Source organism: Rhizobium sp. 11_C7_N12_5 (assembly GCF_051811145.1).
Lineage (GTDB): Bacteria > Pseudomonadota > Alphaproteobacteria > Rhizobiales > Rhizobiaceae > Rhizobium > Rhizobium lusitanum.
Map to the genome: position 1 here is coordinate 35563 of NZ_JBPWPY010000001.1, position 22512 is coordinate 58074.

Annotated in this window: 25 protein-coding genes; 20 read left to right on the plus strand and 5 right to left on the minus strand. The window is 60.8% G+C overall.

The window, feature by feature from the left end:
• Positions 1–165 precede the first annotated feature (165 nt).
• The 16 genes from AB8B29_RS00165 to trmB all read left to right on the plus strand — a co-directional run bounded on the left by AB8B29_RS00165 (position 166) and on the right by trmB (position 14129).
• Complete coding sequence (locus tag AB8B29_RS00165; protein ID WP_092574428.1) at positions 166–558, plus strand: VOC family protein; 393 nt, start codon at positions 166–168, stop codon at positions 556–558.
• 111 nt (positions 559–669) lie between these two features.
• Positions 670–1734: a tryptophan--tRNA ligase gene (gene trpS / locus AB8B29_RS00170; RefSeq protein WP_113118247.1), complete on the plus strand. Its 1065-nt coding sequence runs from the start codon at positions 670–672 to the stop codon at positions 1732–1734.
• A 75-nt stretch (positions 1735–1809) separates the two neighbouring features.
• Positions 1810–2301 (plus strand): universal stress protein, encoded by a 492-nt coding sequence (locus tag AB8B29_RS00175; RefSeq protein WP_037203017.1) that lies wholly within the window; start codon positions 1810–1812, stop codon positions 2299–2301.
• Between the two features lie 117 nt (positions 2302–2418).
• Positions 2419–2985: a NifU family protein gene (locus tag AB8B29_RS00180; protein ID WP_037203019.1), complete on the plus strand. Its 567-nt coding sequence runs from the start codon at positions 2419–2421 to the stop codon at positions 2983–2985.
• Positions 2986–3009: 24 nt separating this feature from the next.
• Complete coding sequence (gene tsaB, locus AB8B29_RS00185; RefSeq protein ID WP_037203021.1) at positions 3010–3666, plus strand: tRNA (adenosine(37)-N6)-threonylcarbamoyltransferase complex dimerization subunit type 1 TsaB; 657 nt, start codon at positions 3010–3012, stop codon at positions 3664–3666.
• A gap of 2 nt (positions 3667–3668) precedes the next feature.
• Positions 3669–4163, plus strand: coding sequence for a GNAT family N-acetyltransferase (locus AB8B29_RS00190; protein ID WP_047641079.1), 495 nt, complete (start codon positions 3669–3671; stop codon positions 4161–4163).
• A 38-nt stretch (positions 4164–4201) separates the two neighbouring features.
• Positions 4202–4630 (plus strand): Fur family transcriptional regulator, encoded by a 429-nt coding sequence (locus tag AB8B29_RS00195; RefSeq protein ID WP_037203024.1) that lies wholly within the window; start codon positions 4202–4204, stop codon positions 4628–4630.
• A gap of 30 nt (positions 4631–4660) precedes the next feature.
• Entirely contained in the window at positions 4661–5458 is a 798-nt protein-coding gene (locus AB8B29_RS00200; RefSeq protein WP_037203026.1) for a lysophospholipid acyltransferase family protein, read from the plus strand.
• 60 nt (positions 5459–5518) lie between these two features.
• On the plus strand, positions 5519–6931 hold the full coding sequence (gene miaB / locus AB8B29_RS00205) for a tRNA (N6-isopentenyl adenosine(37)-C2)-methylthiotransferase MiaB (protein ID WP_092574424.1): 1413 nt from the start codon (positions 5519–5521) through the stop codon (positions 6929–6931).
• Positions 6932–6961: 30 nt separating this feature from the next.
• Positions 6962–8014 (plus strand): PhoH family protein, encoded by a 1053-nt coding sequence (locus tag AB8B29_RS00210; protein WP_037203030.1) that lies wholly within the window; start codon positions 6962–6964, stop codon positions 8012–8014.
• A gap of 18 nt (positions 8015–8032) precedes the next feature.
• Positions 8033–8539, plus strand: a complete 507-nt coding sequence (gene ybeY, locus AB8B29_RS00215) for an rRNA maturation RNase YbeY (protein ID WP_037203032.1) — start codon at positions 8033–8035, stop codon at positions 8537–8539.
• 25 nt (positions 8540–8564) lie between these two features.
• Positions 8565–9737 (plus strand): hemolysin family protein, encoded by a 1173-nt coding sequence (locus AB8B29_RS00220; RefSeq protein ID WP_092574422.1) that lies wholly within the window; start codon positions 8565–8567, stop codon positions 9735–9737.
• Between the two features lie 78 nt (positions 9738–9815).
• Entirely contained in the window at positions 9816–11417 is a 1602-nt protein-coding gene (gene lnt, locus AB8B29_RS00225) for an apolipoprotein N-acyltransferase (protein ID WP_092574420.1), read from the plus strand.
• Positions 11418–11570: 153 nt separating this feature from the next.
• Positions 11571–11990, plus strand: coding sequence for a helix-turn-helix domain-containing protein (locus AB8B29_RS00230; RefSeq protein ID WP_037203317.1), 420 nt, complete (start codon positions 11571–11573; stop codon positions 11988–11990).
• Between the two features lie 187 nt (positions 11991–12177).
• Positions 12178–13431 (plus strand): methionine adenosyltransferase, encoded by a 1254-nt coding sequence (metK, locus tag AB8B29_RS00235; RefSeq protein ID WP_037203038.1) that lies wholly within the window; start codon positions 12178–12180, stop codon positions 13429–13431.
• Positions 13428–14129 carry a tRNA (guanine(46)-N(7))-methyltransferase TrmB gene (trmB, locus tag AB8B29_RS00240; RefSeq protein WP_037203041.1) on the plus strand — a complete coding sequence of 234 codons (702 nt, stop codon included), beginning with the start codon at positions 13428–13430 and terminating at the stop codon, positions 14127–14129. The genes metK and trmB overlap by 4 nt, the downstream gene beginning before the upstream one ends.
• A gap of 173 nt (positions 14130–14302) precedes the next feature.
• On the opposite strand, the gene AB8B29_RS00245 is transcribed toward trmB, so the two are convergent.
• Positions 14303–14560 (minus strand): DUF1150 family protein, encoded by a 258-nt coding sequence (locus AB8B29_RS00245; RefSeq protein ID WP_037203042.1) that lies wholly within the window; start codon positions 14558–14560, stop codon positions 14303–14305.
• Between the two features lie 45 nt (positions 14561–14605).
• Positions 14606–15037, minus strand: a complete 432-nt coding sequence (locus AB8B29_RS00250; protein ID WP_439006062.1) for an Hsp20 family protein — start codon at positions 15035–15037, stop codon at positions 14606–14608.
• 229 nt (positions 15038–15266) lie between these two features.
• Here AB8B29_RS00250 and AB8B29_RS00255 point away from each other — a divergent pair, with 229 nt between their 5' ends.
• Entirely contained in the window at positions 15267–16211 is a 945-nt protein-coding gene (locus AB8B29_RS00255) for a nucleoside hydrolase (RefSeq protein ID WP_047556196.1), read from the plus strand.
• Positions 16212–16278: 67 nt separating this feature from the next.
• On the opposite strand, the gene AB8B29_RS00260 is transcribed toward AB8B29_RS00255, so the two are convergent.
• The 3 genes from AB8B29_RS00260 to AB8B29_RS00270 all read right to left on the minus strand — a co-directional run bounded on the left by AB8B29_RS00260 (position 16279) and on the right by AB8B29_RS00270 (position 20996).
• Entirely contained in the window at positions 16279–18621 is a 2343-nt protein-coding gene (locus tag AB8B29_RS00260) for a methyl-accepting chemotaxis protein (protein WP_113118248.1), read from the minus strand.
• Between the two features lie 193 nt (positions 18622–18814).
• Entirely contained in the window at positions 18815–19714 is a 900-nt protein-coding gene (locus AB8B29_RS00265; RefSeq protein ID WP_092574418.1) for a ribokinase, read from the minus strand.
• A 103-nt stretch (positions 19715–19817) separates the two neighbouring features.
• Positions 19818–20996 (minus strand): DNA recombination protein RmuC, encoded by a 1179-nt coding sequence (locus tag AB8B29_RS00270; protein WP_092574416.1) that lies wholly within the window; start codon positions 20994–20996, stop codon positions 19818–19820.
• Positions 20997–21182: 186 nt separating this feature from the next.
• Here AB8B29_RS00270 and def point away from each other — a divergent pair, with 186 nt between their 5' ends.
• From def to AB8B29_RS00285, 3 genes are read left to right on the plus strand one after another with little or no spacing between them, the layout of a single operon-like run.
• Positions 21183–21698 (plus strand): peptide deformylase, encoded by a 516-nt coding sequence (gene def / locus AB8B29_RS00275; protein ID WP_037203047.1) that lies wholly within the window; start codon positions 21183–21185, stop codon positions 21696–21698.
• Positions 21699–21751: 53 nt separating this feature from the next.
• Positions 21752–22024, plus strand: coding sequence for a FitA-like ribbon-helix-helix domain-containing protein (locus AB8B29_RS00280; protein WP_037203048.1), 273 nt, complete (start codon positions 21752–21754; stop codon positions 22022–22024).
• A gap of 21 nt (positions 22025–22045) precedes the next feature.
• Positions 22046–22465 (plus strand): type II toxin-antitoxin system VapC family toxin, encoded by a 420-nt coding sequence (locus tag AB8B29_RS00285; RefSeq protein ID WP_047641074.1) that lies wholly within the window; start codon positions 22046–22048, stop codon positions 22463–22465.
• Positions 22466–22512: the final 47 nt, after the last annotated feature.

Below are 22512 nucleotides of genomic sequence, written 5' to 3' on the forward strand. Positions count from 1 at the left end.
GGCCTTCACGGATGTCGGCACAGAGATAAACTCTGCCGGCCCCACCATCGCTGCGGCTGGCCAGGATAATCTGCCGATGCCGGACTTTTGTGCTTGGCCCCTCACCCTAGCCCTCTCCCCGCCAGCGGGGCGAGGGGACGGCTTTACCAAATGCGGAGTTCTTCCATGCCCCAATCCCTCTTTCTCGTCGCCCTCGTCGTTGATGATTATGATCGTGCCAAGGCTTTCTACTGCCATTGCCTCGACTTCGACTGCCTGCTGGATGAGCTGCAGCCGGAGGGCAAGCGCTGGGTCGTGATCAAGCCGAAGGGCGGAGAAGGGGCGGCGCTGCTGCTTGCGCAGGCGGCCGATGACAGGCAGCGCGCCGCGATCGGCAACCAGACCGGGGGCCGCGTCGGGTTCTTCCTCAAGACCGACGATTTCGCCCGCGATCATGCGGCGATGAAGGAGAAGGGCGTGCGCTTCCTGGAAGAGCCGCGCCATGAGGTCTACGGCACCGTGGCGGTCTTTGCCGACCCCTACGGCAATACCTGGGATCTGATCGAGCATTCTTCGTGAGTCTCAACGATATAGCCTCTTGATCCCGGCCTGTCCGGCGTGCATAAGCCGCTCGAAACCAAGGGTCGAGCGCTGCTCGCCCGGGCCCTCCACAAGCCTTTCGAGGACGACATGACCGAATTCAAGCCGCTGGTATTCTCCGGCGTTCAACCCACAGGCAATCTCCATCTCGGCAATTATCTTGGCGCGATCCGCAAGTTCGTGGCCCTGCAGGCCAACAACGACTGCATCTACTGCGTCGTAGACATGCATGCGCTGACCGCTCAGCTCGTGCATGACGACATGCCGGGCCAGACGCGGTCGATCACCGCCGCGTTTCTCGCCGCCGGCATCGATCCGGAGAAGCATATCGTCTTCAATCAGTCGGCCGTGCCGCAGCACGCCGAACTCGCCTGGATCTTCAATTGCGTCGCCCGCATCGGCTGGATGAACCGCATGACGCAGTTCAAGGACAAGGCCGGCAAGGATCGCGAGCAGGCCTCGCTCGGCCTTTACGCCTATCCGAGCCTGATGGCCGCCGACATCCTGCTCTATCGCGCCACGCATGTTCCGGTCGGCGACGACCAGAAGCAGCATCTGGAGCTGACCCGCGACATCGCCATGAAGTTCAATCTGGACTACATGGAGCACATTCGCCGTACGGGCTACGGCATCGACATCACCGTCGGCGACGAGCCGGTGCATGCCTATTTCCCCATGGTCGAGCCGTTGATCGACGGCCCGGCGCCGCGCGTCATGTCGCTGCGTGACGGCACCAAGAAGATGTCGAAATCCGACGCCTCGGACCTGTCGCGCATCAATCTGCTCGACGATGAAGAGAACATCTCGAAGAAGATCCGCAAGGCCAAGACCGATCCGGACGGCTTGCCGAGCGAAGCAGACGGCCTTGCCGGCCGCCCGGAGGCCGATAACCTGGTCGGCATCTATGCCGCGCTCGCCGACAAGTCGAAGGCGGAGGTTCTCTCCGAATTCGGCGGCCAGCAGTTCTCCGTCTTCAAGCCGGCGCTGGTCGATCTTGCCGTGCAGGTGCTCTCGCCGATCACGAACGAGATGCGCCGGCTGATGGCCGATCCCGGCCATATCGACGCCGTCCTGCGTGACGGCAGCGCCCGCGCCCGCGCTCGCGCCGAGGTGACGATGAAGCAGGTCCGCGACATCGTCGGCTTCATCTACTGATGATCTCGTAGACGAGGGCTCCCGTCGAAAACCGGGGGCTTGCAAAACGCCGCCTTCGGGTGTCAGAGTCGCCGCATGGTATCAACACGTCTCTCACGGCTCGAAGGTCATCGCCGCAAGTTCATGGCGGTCATCGACGGCACACCCGAATGCCAGCGCGCCGTCCATTATGCCGGCCGGCGTGCCAAGAATTCCAATGGCGGCCTTGTGCTCCTCTACGTGATCCCCGAGGGCGACTTCCAGCAATGGCTTGGCGTCGAGGAGATCATGCGGGCGGAGGCGCGCGAAGAAGCAGAAGCGGTGACGGCAAAGGCGGCGCAGAATATCCGCGAGAATGTCGGCATCGATGCGGAAATCGTCATTCGCGAGGGATCCGCCGCCGAGCAGATCAACGCCGTGATCGAAGAGGATCGCGATATCGCGCTGCTCGTTCTTGCCGCAGGTTCGGCCAAGGAAGGGCCGGGTCCGCTGGTCTCGTCGATCGCCGGGCGCGCGGCAGCCTTTCCGATCCCGGTGACGGTGCTGCCTGATACGCTGACCAACGAGGAAATCGACGCCCTCAGCTGATCCGTGCGTGCTATTTCTTGAGAATTACTCTCTTGAATAGAGCGGCCAAAAGGCCTATTTTCTTTTGAAGCATTCTAAAGTCGGGACCGGGTTTGTGCCCGCCGCATGGAGATCAAGATGTTCATTCAGACCGAAGCGACGCCGAACCCCGCGACCCTGAAGTTCCTGCCGGGCAAGGTGGTGATGGAAAACGGCACGGCCGAGTTCCGCAGTGCCGAGGAAGCCGAAGTCTCGCCGCTTGCGGCCCAGCTTTTCGAGATCCCGGGCGTCACAGGCGTCTATTTCGGTTACGACTTCATTTCCGTCTCCAAGGAGCAACAGGAATGGCAGCATCTGAAGCCCGCCATTCTCGGCTCGATCATGGAGCACTTCATGTCGGGCAAGCCCGTGATGGGGTCCGCCTCGGTTCTGTCCGAGGTGCAGGATGCAGGCGGCGAATTCTTCGATGAAGGCGATGAGGCGATCGTGCTGACCATCAAGGAACTGCTTGAGACCCGCGTGCGCCCCGCCGTTGCCCAGGATGGCGGCGACATCACCTTCCGCGGCTTCCGTGATGGCAAGGTCTACCTCAATATGAAGGGATCCTGCGCCGGTTGCCCGTCTTCGACGGCGACGCTGAAGCACGGCGTGCAGAACCTGCTGCGCCATTTCGTTCCGGAAGTTCAGGAAGTCGAAGCCGTCTAATCCCCGGCTTTTCGGAAAGTTGACATGATCGTACTGGCGCTCGACACGGCAGGTGTGGATTGCGCTGCCGCTGTGTATGATAGCGGCAGTGATTCTGTGATGGGGGAGGTCACGGAAACGATCGGACGGGGACATGCCGAGCATCTGATGCACGTGGTCGACGAGGCGCTGGCGAAAGCCGGTACGGCGCTCTCAGATGTCGAACGTGTCGTCGTGACGGTCGGTCCCGGTTCCTTCACCGGCATCCGCATCGGCGTTGCCGCCGCACGTGGTTTTGCACTCTCCCTCGATATTCCGGCCGTTGGCGTCACGACCCTCGAGGTCATGGCGGCGGCAGCCGGAAAGCAGAATCCTGGCAAGCCGGTTTTGGCCGCCATCGACGCCAAGCGCGAGGAGATTTATCTCCAGGCCTTTGGCGCCAATGGCGACCCGCTGGACGAGGCACGTGCGGTGACAGTCGATGAGGCGCGGACGATCGCTGCCGCCTTCGACGGCATTGTCACCGGAACGGCTGTCGCCCGGTTGAGCGATGCGCCGCCAGCGGAGCGGCCTGACGCATTTCCGATTGCCGTCGTCGCCCGGCTGGGCGCTGCCAAACCTGTCAGCGAAAAGCCGAAGCCGCTTTATCTTCGCGGACCCGACGCCAGACCGCAGGCCGGATACGCAGTTGCCAGGCAGTAGAAATGCTCGAATCCTATCTCACTCTGAAAGCCGAATACGAAATCATCCCGATGGAGTTAAAGGATTGCGCCGAGGTGGCGCTCCTGCACGGTGAACGATTTTCGCGGGTTTGGGACGAAACCGAATTTCAGGATCTCCTCTCGCAGGACCTGACTTTCGGCTTCGTCGCCCGCCAGACCAATGCCATCTTGAAGAAGGCGCTTCCCGGCTTCGTGCTGGCAAGGCATGTGGCGGGCGAGGCCGAGATCCTGACGATCGCCGTCAATGCCAAGCTCGGCCGCTCCGGCCTCGGCTGGCGGCTGATGCAGGCGGCATTGCGCGAAGCCCGCAATCGCGGCGGCGACACCATGTTCCTGGAGGTCGATGGCGGCAATAAGCCGGCGCTCGGCCTCTACCGCAAGCTTGGCTTCGAGACGGTCGGTGAACGCAAGGCCTATTATGTCAGCGACACCGGCACGAAGTCGTCGGCGCTTGTCATGCGCCGCGTTCTTCGCTAGTCCGTTGTCGCAGTCCAATAGACCGAAGACAGCAATTGATGGATGATCCGGTAAAAACCCTGGAGGAGCTTTGCGCCGAGCGCGGCATGCGCATGACGGAGCAGCGCCGGGTCATTGCACGTATCATCGAGACCTCCGAGGATCATCCGGATGTCGAAGAGCTTTACCGGCGTTCCGTGAAGGTGGATGCGAAGATCTCGATCTCCACGGTATATCGCACAGTGAAGCTGTTCGAGGACGCAGGGCTGCTCGCTCGCCACGATTTCCGCGATGGCCGCTCGCGCTACGAAACGGTGCCGGAAGAGCACCATGACCATCTGATCGATCTGAAGAGCGGCGAGGTGATCGAATTTCATTCGCCGGAGATCGAGGCGCTGCAGGAGCGCATTGCCCGCGAACACGGTTTCAAGCTCGTCGACCATAGGCTGGAGCTTTACGGCATCCCGCTGAAGAAGGACGAAGGTTGAGGTGAAGGCAGTCGTGCGGGAGCGAATGATTTGGTGACCTGGCTGCGCATCGGCTGTGCCGCCATCGTCATTTCTGTCGTCAGCCTGGTGCTGCTGCCGCTGCAGATCGTTTGCTTGCGTTTCGATTGGAAGCTGAGGCGATATCTGCCGCGCTACTGGCATCGCATCGTCTGCTATTGGCTCGGCGTCCGCATCCATGTGATCGGAAAGATCGAGGCTGACAGGCCCTTGATGCTCGCCTCGAACCACTCATCCTGGCTCGATATTCTCGTGCTTTCGGCGGTCGCCGATGTCGCCTTCATCGCCAAATCCGAGGTGAGGGACTGGCCGATCTTCGGTCTTTTCGCGCAATGGCAGAAGAGCGTCTTCATCGAGCGTGAGCAGAAACGGAAGACCGGCGAGCAGGTGAACGAGATCGCCGAGCGTATGGCTGACGGCGAAATCATGGTGCTGTTTCCGGAAGGGACGACCTCCGATGGCAATCGCCTGCTCGAGGTCAAGTCCTCGCTGTTCGGTGCCGCCGCCGCCGCGTTGCCGAAGACGCCGGATGCAGTCGTGCATGTCCAGCCCGTCGCCGTCGCCTATACCCGCATTCACGGTGTCGCGATGGGTCGTTATCACCGACCGATCTCGGCCTGGCCCGGCGACATCGAGCTGGCGCCGCATCTGAAGGATATCGTTGCCTGTGGCGCCATCGATGTGGATGTCTGTTTCGGCGAGGCCGTGGATTATCGTGCCGGCTCCAACCGCAAGGACGTTAGCGCCACCATCGCGCGGCGCATCCGCACAATGCTCGCCAGCCGCCTGCTTGGCCGCGAGATCGCTTGATTTCCAGGTGATTCCAACTTTTTCATTTTCTCGGCAAGCAAAAGCCACTACATAGCGGCCATGACCAAGGACAGTGCACTTCTCGACGCCCCGGCGACGGCTGCATCGCAGCTCGGCCACCGCGACGGCTCCAACAGCCGCAAGGTTTTCATCAAGACCTACGGCTGCCAGATGAATGTCTATGACTCCACGCGGATGAGCGACGCGCTTGCCCGCGATGGCTATGAGCCGACCGAGGACATGGAGGAGGCCGATCTCGTCCTCCTGAACACCTGTCATATCCGCGAGAAGGCGGCCGAAAAGGTCTATTCCGCGCTTGGTCGCCTGCGCGACATGAAGAAGCGCAAGGCCGCCGACGGCCGCGAGATGATGATCGGGGTTACCGGCTGCGTCGCCCAGGCAGAAGGCGAGGAAATCCTTCGTCGTGCGCCTGCCGTCGATGTGGTCATTGGCCCGCAGACCTATCACCGCCTGCCGGATGCGCTACGCCGCGCCAAGGAAGGCCATCGTGTCGTCGATACGGAATATGCGATCGAGGACAAGTTCGAACATCTGCCGGCGCCGGAGAGGGCGAAGATCCGTTCCCGCGGCGTCACCGCCTTCCTGACGGTGCAGGAAGGCTGCGACAAGTTCTGCACCTTCTGCGTGGTGCCCTATACGCGCGGCTCCGAAGTCTCCCGCTCGGTCGCCCAGATCGTCGAGGAGGCCGAGAAACTTGTGGATGGCGGCGTGCGCGAAATCACGCTGCTCGGGCAGAACGTCAATGCCTGGCATGGCGCCGGCCCTAAGGGTGAAGCCTGGAGTCTCGGAGATCTGCTCTATCGGCTGGCGGAAATCCCCGGCCTTGCGCGGCTGCGCTACACGACCAGCCATCCGCGCGACATGGACGAGCGGCTGATCGATGCGCATCGTAACCTGCGCACGCTGATGCCTTACCTGCATCTGCCTGTTCAGTCCGGTTCGGACCGCATCCTGAAGGCGATGAACCGGCGGCATACGGCTGCCGAATATTTGGCGCTCATCGAGAAAATACGCGCCGCGCGGCCGGATATCGCCCTTTCCGGGGATTTTATCGTCGGTTTCCCGGGGGAGACAGATCAGGATTTTGAGGATACATTGAGACTGGTCGAGGAGGTGAACTATGCGCAAGCCTTCTCGTTCAAATATTCCACGCGTCCGGGCACGCCCGGTGCTGACTTGAAGGACCAGGTGGCCGAAGAGATCAAGGCGGAACGGCTGGAACGGTTGCAAGCGTTGCTGTTGAAGCAGCAGCATGCGTTCGCCGACGCTTGTGTGGGCAAAGTCGTGGATATCCTCCTGGAAAAGCCGGGCCGCATGCCGGGCCAGTTGATTGGACGATCTCCCTGGCTGCAATCTGTGAATGTTGATGCAAAAGCATCGCAAATCGGTGACATTATCAACGTACGAATCACCGGAACCAGCACGAACAGCCTTTTCGCTGAATTGCTCTAGGTTCTGGACGGGCACAAGGAGCCACACCGCTTGAACGGACAGGAATTGGTTTCTTCTTCATCGCGCCAGCCCCGCACCGCGAGCGACGCCAATCACTTCATCCTGACGTTCGAGAACAATAGGTTCGCCAGCGAACTCTTCGGACAGTTCGATCAGAACTTGAAGCTGCTTGAGGAACGTCTCGGCATCGATGCCCGCGCCCGCGGCAATTCGGTCGTCATAACAGGCGATGTGCCGGCCACCAATCAGGCGCGCCGCACGCTCGATTATCTCTATGACAAGCTGCAAAAAGGCGGCAATGTAGAGCGTTCCGACGTAGAAGGGGCAATCCGCATGGCGGTTGCCGCCGATGACCAATTGACGCTGCCGACCATGGAGAGAAAAGCCAAGTTGACGATGGCGCAGGTTTCGACGCGCAAGAAGACGATCATCGCTCGCACGCCGACCCAGGATGCCTATCTGCGCGCCCTGGAGCGGTCCGAGATGGTCTTCGGCGCCGGCCCCGCCGGCACAGGCAAGACCTATCTCGCCGTTGCGCACGCCGCCCAGCTCCTGGAGCGCGGCGCCGTGGAGAAGATCATCCTGTCGCGGCCGGCCGTCGAGGCCGGTGAGCGCCTCGGCTTCCTGCCCGGCGACATGAAGGAGAAGGTCGATCCTTATCTGCGTCCGCTCTATGACGCGCTCTACGACATGATGCCGGGCGACAAGGTCGAACGTGCCATCACCGCAGGCGTCATCGAGATCGCACCGCTTGCCTTCATGCGCGGCCGCACGCTCGCCAACGCCGCCGTCATCCTCGACGAGGCGCAGAACACGACGTCGATGCAGATGAAGATGTTCCTGACCCGCCTCGGCGAGAATTCGCGGATGATCATCACGGGCGATCCGAGCCAGATCGACTTGCCGCGCGGCATCAAGTCCGGCCTGGTGGAAGCGTTGCAGCTGCTCAACGGCGTCGAGGGCATCAGCATCATCCGCTTCAAGGATATCGACGTCGTCCGTCACCCGCTGGTGGGGCGCATCGTTCGGGCCTATGACTCGACCTATGCCGCACAGGCAGAGGAAGGCGCTCCGCAGATTTGATCTGCGGCGCACAAGCTCATGGCCGAACTCGACATACAGATCAGTGTGGAGGAGGGCGCTTGGCCCTCCGAAGAGGTATTGCAGCCGCTCGCCGGGCGTGTGCTGGAAGTAGCCGCGAACTACCTTAGGAAACACGAGAAGCAGCCCTTTCCGAAGGTGGCGCCCGAATTGTCGCTGGTGTTCACCGACGACGCCTCGATCCGCGAGATCAACGCCGAATGGCGCTCGCAGGACAAGGCGACGAACGTACTTTCCTTTCCCGCCTTTCCGCTGCAGCCCGGCGGCAAGCCCGGCCCCATGCTCGGCGATATCATCATCGCCAGGGAGACGGTGGAGCGCGAGGCGATCGATCTCGAAAAGAGTTTTGACGACCATCTGACCCATTTGATGGTGCATGGTTTCTTGCATCTCTTCGGCTACGACCATATGAATAATAGCGAGGCCGAAAGAATGGAGGGGCTGGAGACTCGCATTTTGGCGGAGCTTGGCCTATCTGACCCCTATGCGGGACAGGACCCCATTTGATTTGAACCCTGTCTGACCAGGAACAATGAGCGACTTTACGACAAGATCGGCCCCCGAGGCCAAAGACGGCGCCGATACGGCCTCCTCCGACGAGGTTGGCAGTAGTAGCAACGGCAAGCGATCCCAATCTTCATTCTGGGCGCGTGCTGCGCGCATTCTGCGCCCGGCACAGGACTCCGCCCGGCTGCGCGAGGATCTCGCCGACGCGTTGATGACCAACGCGACGGGTGACGATGCCTTTTCCCCGGACGAGCGGGCGATGTTGCACAACATCCTTCGCTTCCGCGAGGTGCGCGTCGAAGACGTCATGGTGCCGCGCGCCGACATCGAGGCAGTGGATCAGAACATCACCATCGGCGAGCTGATGATCCTGTTCGAGGAGAGCGGCCGCTCGCGCATGCCTGTCTATGCCGATACGCTGGATGATCCGCGCGGCATGGTGCATATCCGCGACCTCCTGTCCTATGTCGCCAAGCAGGCTCGCAACAAGCGCCGGAGCGGTACAGCCAAGGCTGCCGGGTCCGCGACAGGTGTGACTGCTGCGGCAGAAAAGGCGCCGCGCTCGGCCAAGCCCAATTTCGATCTCTCGCGCGTCGATCTGCAGAAAACGTTGGCGGAGGCCGGCATCATCCGCAAGATCCTGTTCGTGCCGCCGTCCATGCTGGCCTCCGACCTCTTGCGCCGTATGCAGGTCAACCGCACGCAGATGGCGCTGGTCATCGACGAATATGGCGGTACGGACGGCCTGGCCTCGCATGAGGATATCGTCGAGATGGTCGTCGGCGACATCGACGATGAGCACGACGATGACGAGGTGATGTTCAAACGCGTTTCCGAGGACGTTTTCGTGGCCGACGCTCGCGTCGAACTGGAGGAGATCGCCGAGGCGATCGGCCCGGATTTCGATATCGCCGAGCAGGTGGACGAAGTGGATACGCTCGGCGGCCTGATCTTCTCAGCGCTCGGCCGCATTCCCGTGCGTGGCGAGCTCGTGCAGGCGCTGCCGGGCTTCGAATTCCACATTCTCGATGCCGATCCACGCCGCATCAAGCGGGTGCGCATCACGCGCAAGCGGCATGCGGCACGCCGTCGCCCGATCAAGGCAGAGGGCGAAGCCGGCATGACCGAGCGCGGTTTGCCGTCACCGGAAGCAATCGCCGAGGAAACTTCGGCCGAGCGCAACAGCGCCAGCCAATAAATGGCGCCTCGGCGGGACAAACCGCTGCTTTTTTGAAAGACTGCGGCCAGTTGATTCGCGGTTGGACGGAGCTGGCGCATGGAATGGCTTTCGGGCAGGGTGATCCTCGTCTGGGGTTTTAAACGTGCGCTGCTTGCCATTCTGGCTGGTGCCTTCGGCGTGCTGGCGCTGCCGCCCTTCGGCTTCTTTGCCGCCATGTTCGTCTCCTTTACGCTGCTGGTCTGGCTGCTCGACGGCGTCGCTGCCGGCCCTGATAGCGGGCTTTTAGGCCGGCTATGGCCGGCCTTCTTCACCGGTTGGCTGTTCGGTTTCGGCTATTTCGTCGCCGGTCTGTGGTGGCTTGGCCACGCGCTGCTGATCGATGCCGATGAGTTTGCCTGGGCGCTGCCGCTGGCAATCCTCGGCCTGCCGGCCTTCCTGGCGATCTTTTATGGCGTGGCGACCGTGCTTGCTCGGATTTTGTGGTCCGACGGCATGGGACGCATCGCGGCGCTCGCCTTCAGCTTCGGTCTGCTGGAGTGGTTGCGGAGCTTTCTCTTTACCGGCTTTCCCTGGAATGCCATCGGTTATGGCGCCATGCCCATTCCGCTGATGATGCAGTCTGCGCATGTGGTCGGCGTGCTTGGCGTCACCGTGCTTGCCGTCTTCGTCTTCGCCGCGCCGGCCCTGCTCGGAACGCGTCAGGGGCGGGTGCCAGGGTTGGCACTGGCGGTGCTCCTCGCCGCCGCCGATTTCGGCTACGGATACTATGCACTGAGCCTGCCGGATGCGCCGTCAGCGGGCGGCAAGGCGGCAACCGTCGTGCGCATCGTCCAGCCGTCCATCGATCAGGAAACCAAGATGGACTCGGATGCAGACCGCGCCGCCGTCTTCGACAGGCACCTGGCTCTCTCGGTGCAGCCGCCGGCCAATGGCGGCAAGCGCCCCGATATCATCGTCTGGCCGGAAACCGCCGTGCCCTTCATCCTGACCGACAATCGTGATGCGCTCGCCCGCATCGCGGACCAGCTGGACGACGATCAGATACTGATCACCGGCGCGGTTCGCGTCGAGGACATGGGACCTGGCGCCGCGCCGCGCTATTATAATTCGATCTATGTCATCGACGGCCGCGGCCAGATCATCGGCGCATCCGACAAGACCCATCTCGTGCCCTTCGGCGAATATGTGCCCTTTGAAAGTATCCTGAGCTATCTCGGTATCGAGAACGTCGTGGAATTGCCGGGAGGATTTTCCGCGGCCACGAAGCGGCAGTTGCTGACTTTGCCTGATGGCATCAAGCTTTATCCACTGATTTGTTACGAAATCATCTTCCCGAACGAGATGACGCCGGAAATCCGGCAGGCCGACGCGATATTGAACGTCACAAATGATGGCTGGTTCGGCGACACGCCGGGGCCTTATCAGCATTTCCTGCAGGCAAGGGTAAGGGCGGTGGAGCAGGGTCTGCCGCTGATTCGCAGTGCCAATACCGGCATCTCGGCCTTTGTCGATCCGCATGGGCGTGTGCTCTCCGGAATCGATTATAATCAGCAGGGCTTCATAGACGCGACTTTGGGTGGTGCAACCCCATCGGGTATCGACGACGGGGCACGAAAAGTATACTTCTGGTTGATTGCGGGTATAGGCGGCATGATCGCGCTGATTTCACGCATGGGTTTTATTTCAAGGGTGAATTGACCAAAAAACCCTAAAATTGCATAGTGCTTGGTGTCCGCCTTTTTGAACGTAAACTGGAGGCCTTGGGGGCGTCGGCTGCAACGTGGCGTTATAGGGGTGGTGAAGGGTACCGGGTGGCAAGGGCCTGAATTCAACCTATGTTAGGGTAATATGATGATTGAGAACAAAAAAAAGCCGAACCCCATCGACATTCATGTCGGAAGCCGCATACGCCTCCGCCGCACCATGCTTGGCATGAGCCAGGAGAAGCTCGGCGAAAGCCTCGGAATTACGTTTCAGCAGATCCAGAAGTACGAGAAGGGCACTAACCGCGTCGGGGCAAGCCGTCTCCAGAATATTTCCAGTATTCTCAATGTCCCGGTTTCCTTCTTCTTCGAGGATGCCCCAGGCGAGCATAACACCAGCACCGGCGGCATGGCCGAGGCGTCCAGTTCCAATTATGTCGTCGATTTCCTGTCTTCCTCCGAGGGTCTGCAGCTCAATCGCGCCTTCGTGAAAATTTCGGACGGCAAGGTCCGCCGCAAGGTGGTCGAGTTGGTCAAGGCGCTCGCTGCTGAGGCGGACGCCGAATAGACCTTTGGGACAGCACCGGTATCGTTAAGTCGAGAGGCGGCCATTTTGGCCGCCTCTTCCGTATTTATGGCAAAATTTTATCACTTTAGCCGGGATATAAAGATATATTTATGTCCTTGTGCGACTTGTTTTTCGGGCCGGAGGCGACTATCAAATGTAGAGATTTGTTCTTTGAGGGGAATCCCGTATGCGCGCGAATTATCTGTTTACGAGTGAGTCTGTTGCCGAAGGTCACCCGGATAAAGTTTGTGATCGTATCTCCGACGAAATCGTCGATCTGGTTTACCGCGAGGCCGCAAAGACCGGCGTGAACCCCTGGGGCGTGCGCATTGCCTGCGAGACCCTTGCCACCACCAACCGCGTCGTCATCGCCGGCGAAGTTCGTCTGCCGCCGAGCCTGATGAAGAAGGACAAGGACGGCAACGACGTTATCAATCCCTCGAAGTTCAAGGCTGCGGCTCGCCGCGCCATCAAGGATATCGGCTACGAGCAGGACGGCTTCCACTGGAAGAAGGCGCGCATCGACGTGCTCCTGCATTCGCAGTCCGCCGACATCGCCCAGGGCGTTGACAATGCCTCCGACCAGCAGGGTGACGAAGGTGCGGGCGACCAGGGCATCATGTTCGGCTACGCCTGCCGCGAAACGCCGGATCTCATGCCGGCGCCGATCTACTATTCGCACAGGATCCTGCAGCTGCTCGCCACCGCCCGCAAGAAGGGCGATGGCGATGTCGCAAAGCTCGGCCCGGACGCCAAGAGCCAGGTGACGGTCCGCTACGTCGACGGCAAGCCCGCTGAAGTGACCTCGATCGTGCTGTCCACCCAGCATCTTGACGACAGCTGGGATTCGAAGAAGGTTCGCGCCGTCGTCGAGCCCTATATCCGCGAAGCGCTTGGCGACCTGAAGATCGCGCATGATTGCAAGTGGTACATCAATCCGACCGGCAAGTTCGTCATCGGCGGTCCGGACGGCGACGCAGGCCTCACCGGCCGCAAGATCATCGTCGACACCTACGGCGGTGCAGCACCGCACGGCGGCGGTGCCTTCTCCGGCAAGGACACCACCAAGGTCGACCGTTCCGCCGCTTATGCAGCGCGCTACCTTGCAAAGAACGTCGTGGCCGCCAGCCTTGCCGATCGTTGCACGATCCAGCTGTCCTACGCCATCGGCGTCGCCCAGCCGTTGTCGATCTATGTCGACCTGCACGGCACGGGCAAGGGTGTCAGCGAAGACGATGTCGAAGCAGCCATCCGCAAGAGCATGGATCTTTCACCGACGGGCATCCGCCGGCATCTCGACCTCAACAAGCCGATCTATGCGAAGACCTCGGCCTATGGCCATTTCGGCCGCAAGGCCGGCCGTGACGGCTCCTTCTCCTGGGAGCGCACGGATTTGGTGAAGGCTCTCAAGGAAGCTGTGAAGGTGCGGGAAGCCGCATGATCGACGTCGCTCGCCGATCGCGGGCGACGGAAGCATTCTTCGGCCGGCGCAAGGGTAAAGCCTTGCGCGGCCAGCAGGCCGAGAAGCTGGAGGTATTGCTGCCGCGATACCTCGTCGATCTTTCCGCTCCGGCGCCGCAGCCGCTGAATGACCTTTTCCCGGTGCCGACCGAGCGTCTGCGCCTGGAGATCGGCTTCGGTGGCGGCGAGCATCTGATTCACAGGGCACTGGAACAGCCGGCCACCGGCTTTATCGGCGTCGAACCATTTGTCAATTCGATGCAGAAGCTGCTTGCGCGTGTCGACGAGACCGGTGCGCGCAATCTCCGCGTCTACAATGATGACGCAACGCAGCTGTTGGACTGGCTCCCGGACGGCTGCCTGGACCAGATCGATCTGCTCTATCCCGATCCCTGGCCGAAGAAGAAGCATTGGAAACGACGCTTCGTCTCGCAGGTGAATCTCTCCCGTTTCCATCGCGTGCTGAAGCCGGGCGCGTTGTTCTGCTTCGCTTCCGACATAGACACATATGTTAATTGGACGCTGCAGCACTGCCATGCGCATGGCGGGTTCGAATGGACTGCGCGGAATGCCGCCGATTGGCTGACGCCTTACGAGGGATGGCCGAGCACGCGCTATGAGGCAAAAGCCCGGCGCGAAGGGCGGTCTTCGGCCTATCTGACCTTCGAAAGGGTCTGATTGCAGCCGTCAAGGATAAGAAGTCGGCAAAAATGTCGGATTGAAACAGGCGCTATTGCCCCAGGACAGCCACGTGCGGCCACTGGCTCGAATACACATGCGCCACGATGTTGGCCGGTGTAGAGCACAATCCTGTGCGAACGGTGAAGCTCACCGTCAGGCGACGTGATCGGTCAGTGCAGGCTGACCGTCTTGAGTTCGTCCTCGGCAGCGCGATAGAAGGTGCTGGAGCGATTGTCCGTCAAAAGGATCGGCGTGCCGTCGGCACCGAAGAGAGCCCAGAGGTCGACATCGGGATCGATATCAGGCGCCTCGGGGAAGCAACGGGAGACTTCGTTCCAATCCATCTTTCTGATGTAGGCGACTTCGCCGGTGCCGATATTGGCAAGCTCGGATTCGGTTAGGCGGGCGTTAGCTTCTTTCAAAAGCATGTTCGTACCTCCAGTATGAGGGACCAACGGCAGTGAGCCGTTGTCTTACTGTGAGACCGAAATGTTAATTTTCTTTACTATGCGATCCGGTTCCGGCCGAATGAGATCGACGGAGAGAAGCCCATTCTTCAGAACGGCGCCAAGGACCTGCATGCCGTCGGCAAGGGCGAAGACGCGCTGGAACTGCCGGGCCGCGATGCCGCGATAAAGATAGTCGCGCTCCCCCTGTTCAATTTGACGCCCGCGGATCAGAAGTTGGTTCTCTTCCGTTGTGACATCAAGTTCGTCCTCCGAAAAACCGGCAACTGCAAGCGTGATGCGCAGACGCTCCGGCTCGCCCGAGAGACGGTCGGCCTGCATGCGCTCGATATTGTAGGGAGGATAACCGTCACTGGCCTTGGAAATCCGCTCCAGTGTCTTTTCCATGGTGTCGAACCCCAGAAGCAGGGGGCTGGCAAAAGGCGTCGTCCGGCTCATCGTTTCAAGTCCTTGGTGTCAAGCGACTGTTCCGGACCTGATCTTCAGCACCCGGTTGCCGTTAATATGGGACTACGCGCCAATGAGTGCAAGGCATCGTGTCTTCGCATTTGCGAGATCGAATTCCGTCGCGAAATATCGGCTTTCGGCGCGCTTCCGAATGTCTTGACAAAGCCTGATCGGACTCGCATCAAAGCCCGTCGATCTGTACCGGAGGAAAGTTACAAACATGACCGAACCTAGAAAAATCATCATCGATACCGATCCCGGTCAGGACGATGCTGCCGCGATTCTGCTTGCTTTCGGCAGCCGCGACGAGATCGAGGTGCTCGGCATAACGACGGTCGCCGGCAATGTGCCGCTGCGGCTGACGAGCCGCAACGGCCGCATCATCTGCGAGCTCTGCAACCGCCGCGATGTGAAGGTTTTCGCCGGTGCCGACGCGCCGATCAAGCGCAAGCTGGTCACCGCCGAACATGTGCACGGCAAGACCGGCCTCGACGGTCCGGATCTGCCCGAGCCGACCATGGAGTTGCAGCCGGGCCATGCCGTCGATTTCATCATCGACACGCTGCGCGGCCAGCCCGAGGGTACGGTCACGCTCTGCACGCTCGGCCCGCTGACCAATATCGCGCTGGCCTTCCAGAAGGCGCCCGACATCGTCGGACGCGTGCGCGAGCTGGTGATGATGGGCGGCGGCTTTTTCGAGGGCGGCAACATCACGCCGGCGGCGGAATTCAACATTTACGTCGATCCCGAAGCGGCCGATATCGTTTTCCGCGCCGGCGTGCCCATCGTCATGATGCCGCTCGACGTCACGCACAAGCTGCTGACGCGCAAGGATCGTGTCGCTCGCATCGCCGCCCTCGGGACTCCACCCGCCAAGGCCATGGTCGAGATGCTGGAGTTCTTCGAACGCTTCGATATCGAGAAATACGGTTCGGATGGCGGTCCGCTGCACGATCCGACCGTGATCGCCTATCTCTTGAAGCCAGAGCTGTTCAAGGGCCGCGATTGCAATGTCGAGATCGAGGTGACATCCGAGCTGACCGTCGGCATGACCGTGGTCGACTGGTGGGGCGTCACCGACCGCAAGCAGAATGCCAAGGTCATGCGCGATGTCGATGCTGACGGCTTCTTTGCGCTGTTGACGGAACGCTTCGCCCGCATCTGATGCGCGAGCAAGAAAAAAGGCCGCCGGATCACTCCGGCGGCCTTTTCGGTTGCTGAGTTAGCCCGGCTTAGAATTCTTCCCATGCGTCCTGTGCCAGGGCATTGGCACCATGGGTCTGCGGACGTGGTTTGCGTACCGGTGCGGGCGCAGGCGAGGCCCTGCGGGCAGGGGCGGGCGCCCGCATCTGCTGTGCTGCTGCTCGCAATGCGCCGGCATTGTCCTGGGTGCCGTAGGAGGTCCGGAAGCGCGCGACCAATGTCTTCAGGGTCTGGGCTTCCTCGGCAAGCGTCACGCTTGAGGCGGTGGTCTCCTCGACCATCGCGGCGTTCTGCTGCGTCACCTGGTCCATCTGGTTCATGGCCGAATTGATCTCCTTCAGCCCGATGGCCTGCTCGCTTGCGGAGGCGGAGATCTGGCGGATGAGGCCGTTGATCTCCATCACCTGCTCGGCGATCTTGTGCAGGGCGTTGCCGGCGCGGCCGACCAGATCGACGCCTTCCTTGACCTGTCCGGCCGAGGTGTTGATCAGCGTCTTGATCTCCTTGGCGGCATTGGCCGAGCGTTGCGCCAGTTCGCGGACTTCCTGGGCGACGACCGCGAAGCCCTTGCCTGCTTCGCCCGCGCGCGCGGCTTCGACGCCGGCATTGAGGGCAAGCAGGTTGGTCTGGAAAGCAATCTCGTCGATCACGCCGATGATGCGCGAGACTTCCTGCGAGGATTGTTCGATACCGTGCATGGAGGCGATGGCCTTCTGCACGATCTCGCCGGAGCGTCCGGCATCCTCGGATGCGGCGTTGACGCTGCTGGCGGCCGTGCGGGCGTTTTCGGCGCTGGAGTTGACCTGTGCGGTAAGCTCGTTGAGGGCCGCAGCGGTTTCCTCAAGGCTTGCCGCCTGCTGCTCGGTGCGTCGGGCAAGGTCCGATGCGCTGTTGCTGATTTCGCCGGTACCGCTGCCGATGTTGCCGACGCTGAGATTGACCGTTTGCACGGTCTCTTCGAGGCTGGCGAGGGCGGCGTTGAAATCCTGCTTCAGCTGAGCGTATTCGCCGGGGAAATCGTCGGTAATCCGATGGCTGAGATTGCCCTTCGAAAGCTCCGCAAGGCTGTGGCCAAGAATACCGACGATATGACGCTGCAGAGCGACGCTCTCGTTGCGTTCGGTTTCCGAGCGGCGGCGTTCGCCTTCGGCAGCCAGACGCTGATCGTTGGCTTCACCTTCCAGAAGCTTGGTGTTGGCAAGCGCGAAGCGGAAACCTTCCAGCGCCTTGGCAACCGAACCGACCTCGTCGGCCCGCGCCTGACCGGCAACCGGTTCCGCGTAATTGCCGGCGCTGAGGCCCTTGACGCTGGCCACAAGGCTGGCGAGCGGCGTCTGTACAAAGCCGCGAACGGCGGCATAGAGAGCCAGCATGACGGCGACGAGCACAAGAATACCTGCCACGATCATCGTATAGGTCTGATCACGCACAGGTGCGGCGATCGCGCTATGCGGCACGTCGATGAGAACGACCCAGGTGGCGTTGAGGCCCGGAACGGCGAAGGGATAGACAACGCGGTCGAATTCCTCGCCGCTATTGTCCGACAGGTTCTTCAGGATGCTCGCTGAAGAGGAGGTCAGCGCCGCCTTGATGATATCCGCGCCTGCCCCGCTATAATCCTTCATCAGCAGGCCCGCAGTCGGCGCGACCAGCCACTTGTTGTCCTGGGACACCAGCAGGACGCGACCGGAACCGAACGGCTGCATCTTCTGCAGCTTTGTGGAAAGCGAGCCGAGAGAAATGTCGACGCCTGCGACGCCGATCAGCTTGCCGCCAGACATCACCGGATAGGCGATCGAGCTCATGGTCGTCGGAACATCGGTACCTTGGGCGAGATAGGGCGGAGTGATTGCACCCCTGCCGCTTTCGGCGGCGAGCTTCCACCAAGGTGCCGTGTAGTCGTTATCGAAAGTGGAGAACTGGATGCCGCCATCCTTGGTCTTGGACCAATAGGGCGTAAAGGCGCCCTTGTCGTTGACGGCTTGATCCTTGTTGTTGGCAAGCTCCGTCGTCTTGCCGTCGATGGCGCCGAGCTGCTCGCAGAACCAGCTGCCGAAGGCAAACGCGTTCTGCTCGACATTCGCCTTGAGGATATTGATGATACCCTTGCGGTCGAAGGAATGACCTTCGTGGCCACGGCCGATGATGCCGGCCATGGAGCGGGCGGCGCTGGCCATCTCGCCGACATTGGCGGCAATTTCGTTGGAAATGGACTTGGCCTCGGTATTGGCCTGATCCATCGTCAGAGTCTCGACGCGATCGCGAGTCTGGGAAATCAGCAGAAAATTGGAAACCAGCAAGACGAGTGCTATCGCCAGCCCCGTGACCAAGATCAGCTTGGCCGCAAGCGACTTCATACGAAAGATGAACATCATTTCCTCGAAAAAGCGATGCGTCGGATAGGCATTATCCAGATGCAAAGTCGGCGCAGGATGGCCCTGTCATGGGGCCGCCGTGAGAATACCTGCCGCAACCGGAAGGCTTGGACGCCAGGCCAGAGGAGAATGATACCGAAGCGCAAAAATTTAATTAATTACGCTTCCTGATGCTTACGAATTCCAGCCGTTAGAGCCGTTCTTCGACTTCGCTGGCAACTGGAATGGAAGGCTGTGCACCCGCCTTGAGGCAGGCGAGCGAACCGGCGACGGCGGCGCGGCGGAGGCTGGCGTGAAAGTCCATGCCCTGGTCGAGGCTTGCGGCAAAATAGCCGCAGAACGTATCGCCGGCGCCGACCGTATCGACAGGCTCGATGACCAGACCCTTGGCGCGTGAAACCTCGCCATCGCGGATGGCGATGACGCCGTCGCCGCCGAGCGTCACGATCAGCGTTTGCCCGGTTTCGGCATGCAGGCGCACGAGCGCTGTCTCGCGCTCCGCTGCCGACATGTTGTCCTGGCCGGCCAGTCTCTCGAATTCCGTCTCGTTGGCGATGACGATATCGGCGAGCCGCCCGAGGCGCGCTGCCTCCGGGATCAGAGGAGCGAGATTGAGCACGGTGCGCACGCCCTTGGCCTTTGCTGAAATCAACGCTGTCTCGACCGCAGCAACGGGGATTTCGAATTGAAGCATCAGCGTATCGCCGGGGTTCAGCGCGGCGACAGCCGCTGTTGCGTGTTCGGCCGTATTCGTGCCGTTGGCGCCGGGCACGACGGCGATCATGTTCTCGCCGTCGCCGCCCACGAGGATCAGGGCTGTGCCGGTCGGTTCCGAGACGCGCCGGGTGGTGGAAAGATCGGTGCCGGCAGCGTCAAGCAGTGCGAGGGCAGGCTCTGCGAAGCCGTCATTGCCGACCGCACCGCTCAAGCGGACCGTTGCGCCGGCGCGCCGCGCGGCCAGCGCCTGATTGGCGCCCTTGCCGCCGGCGGCGGTGGAAAAACTGTTGCCGGCGACGGTTTCGCCCGGCTTCGGCAGACGATCTGTCGTGGCGATGAGGTCCATGTTGATGGAGCCGAAAATGGTGATCATGCGATATCCTGCCCTGGGTGTTGATTTTGCATGATCCTGCCCGAAGGCTGCCTTCAGTCTTTTGGGATCACGCGCCGATTTGGCGCGACACTGCCCGAAGCGATCAGTCCTCGTCAACCACCCTCAGCTTGAGTTGGCTGGTGCGGTTGTCGGTCGGCTTCGGCCTGTCCTCCGCACGCGTCTTTGCTGGTTCTTTCGCGGTCTCGAATTCCAGGGCCTCTATTCTCTCGCCGCGCCTTGCCAGCTTGTCGGCCGAGGTGACGATCATGTCGACATCCTTTTGCGCCATGGCGAAGTGCCCCTGGAGCTTGCGCACCCGTTCGTCCAGGCGCGAGAGATCGTCCATCAGATGTGCCACCTCGCTTTGGATGACATGCGCCTGCTCGCGCATGCGCTGATCCTTCAGCACGGCCTGGATGACCTGGATCGACAGCATCAGCAGCGACGGCGAGACGATGACGATGCGCGCGCGCTGAGCCTTCTGCACGATCGCCTCGAAATTCTCGTGGATTTCGGCGAAGATCGATTCGGAGGGGACGAATAGGAAGGCCGTGTCCTGCGTCTCGCCCGGAATGAGATATTTCTCGGCGATGTCGCGGATATGCAGTTCCAGATCGCGGCGGAACTGCTGTCCGGCGATCTTGCCGTGCTCAGGATTGGCGGCGGCGCGAATGGCGTTCCAGGCTTCGAGCGGAAACTTGGCATCGATGACCAGCGGCGGCGAGCCATTCGGCATGCGAATAGTGCAGTCCGGCCGCGAGCCATTGGACAGCGTCGGCTGGAAGGAATAGGCGCCCATGGGCAATCCATCGGCGACGATCGTTTCCATGCGTGCCTGGCCGAAAGCGCCGCGCGTCTGCTTGTTGGAGAGGATGGCCTGCAGGCCGACCACGTCCTTTGCCAGCGTTTGGATATTGGTCTGGGCTGCGTCGATGACGGCGAGCCGCTCCTGCAGGCGTCGCAGGTTTTCGTGCGTCGACCGTGTCTGCTCGCCGATCGTCGCCGTCACGCGCTGCGACATGCCGTCCAGACGCTGGCCGATGGCCTGGTTGAGCTCCGCCTGCCGCGAGCCGAACACTTCGGCCATGGTGGCGAGCCGGCCTTGCATCTCTGCCTGCGCCCGCAAAAGCGTCGCCATGTTGTGCTCGGATTCCAGCATGTCGTCCTCGGACCGCCCCCTTCCGCGCATCATCAGGATGATGACGGCGAGCATGAGCAGGATGACGAGACCGGTCAGAACCTGGATCGTGGAGATGGCTTGGCCGAAGATGATGAAGGACATGGAACCGAGTATGCTTGTGGAATTCTTACCGACACCATAACAAAACCGCCGTGAATAGCTAGATCAAAACGTGAACAAGATTTTCCGCCAGCTTATTCCGGCCTGGGTCGGCGTCGTTGAAAAAACACCTCGATACGGCCATCTTGGCGATTCCATCGCACAACAAGATGCGTTATGGGAAAAGTCATGACGATCAAGCCACTTATCATTTTACCCGATCCGCTGCTCCGCCAGGCTTCCAAGCCTATCGAGCGCATCGATACTGAAACTCAGCGCCTCGCTGACGATATGTTGGAAACCATGTATGACGCGCCGGGCATCGGCCTTGCCGCCGTCCAGATCGGCGTTCCGCGCCGCATGCTTGTCATCGACGTGTCGCGCGAGGGCGAAGAGAAGACGCCGCTGGTTTTCATCAATCCGGAAATCGTCGCCTCGTCGGACGATCGCTCGGTCTATGAAGAAGGCTGCCTTTCCATTCCGGACTACTATGCGGAAGTGGAACGCCCGGCCCGCGTCACCGTCAAGTATCTCGACCGCGACGGCAAGGAGCAGCTCACCGAGGCCCACGGCCTGCTCGCGACCTGCGTGCAGCACGAGATCGACCACCTGAACGGTGTGCTGTTCATCGACTATATTTCCCGCCTCAAGCGCGAGATGGTGATCAAGAAATTCACCAAGGCCGCCAAGGCCAAGGCTCTTTGATCTGCGATTATTGAAAGATTGGGCTGAAGCACATATGATATCATTGATATCATATGGAGCTGCGGATGAGTGATCTTTTAATTCGCGGCATTGACGACACGCTGAAAAAGCAATTGCAGGCAAACGCCAACCGGCATGGCCGTAGCCTTTCGGATGAAGCGATTGATCTGTTGCGCCAGTCGCTTGGGCGCCAGGAGGATTCCAACAGTTCCGCAGGGCAACGGCTGAGAACCATTCTTGGCGGAGAGAAGCTGAGCGGAGAAGAGATCGATGCAATCGCTGCCTTTCGGCACGCTCCAGATCGTGAACCGCCGCGATTTGAGTGATTCTATCTTGAGGTACTTCGGATGATTGTGCTCGACACCAATGTCGTATCCGAACTTCAAGGGCGGTTGCATAGCGATCGGATATTGCTTTGGCTCGATGGTTTCGCTGTCGAAACCATTTTCCTAACGACCATTACCGTGGGTGAGATCCGATTCGGTCTGGAGCTATTGGCAGACGGGAAGCGCAAGGCGGCATTGATTGTGCAATTGGAAGCGATAGAGGCTGAGTTTTCCGGCCGCGTCCTCGGGTTTTCCAGCAGTGCGGCGCATCAGTATGGAATAGTTTCCGCCCGACGTCACAAAGTTGGACGGCGAATGGAAACAAAGAACGCCATGATCGCCGCTATCTGCCTCACACACGGCGCGACATTGGCGACGCGCAACACAAAAGACTTCGAGGGGCTTGATCTCAAGCTCATAAACCCGTTTGAAGACGGCTAACGTTTGGTCTCCGATAGCGCGCAGCGTCTTTGGAGCAAGATCACGCG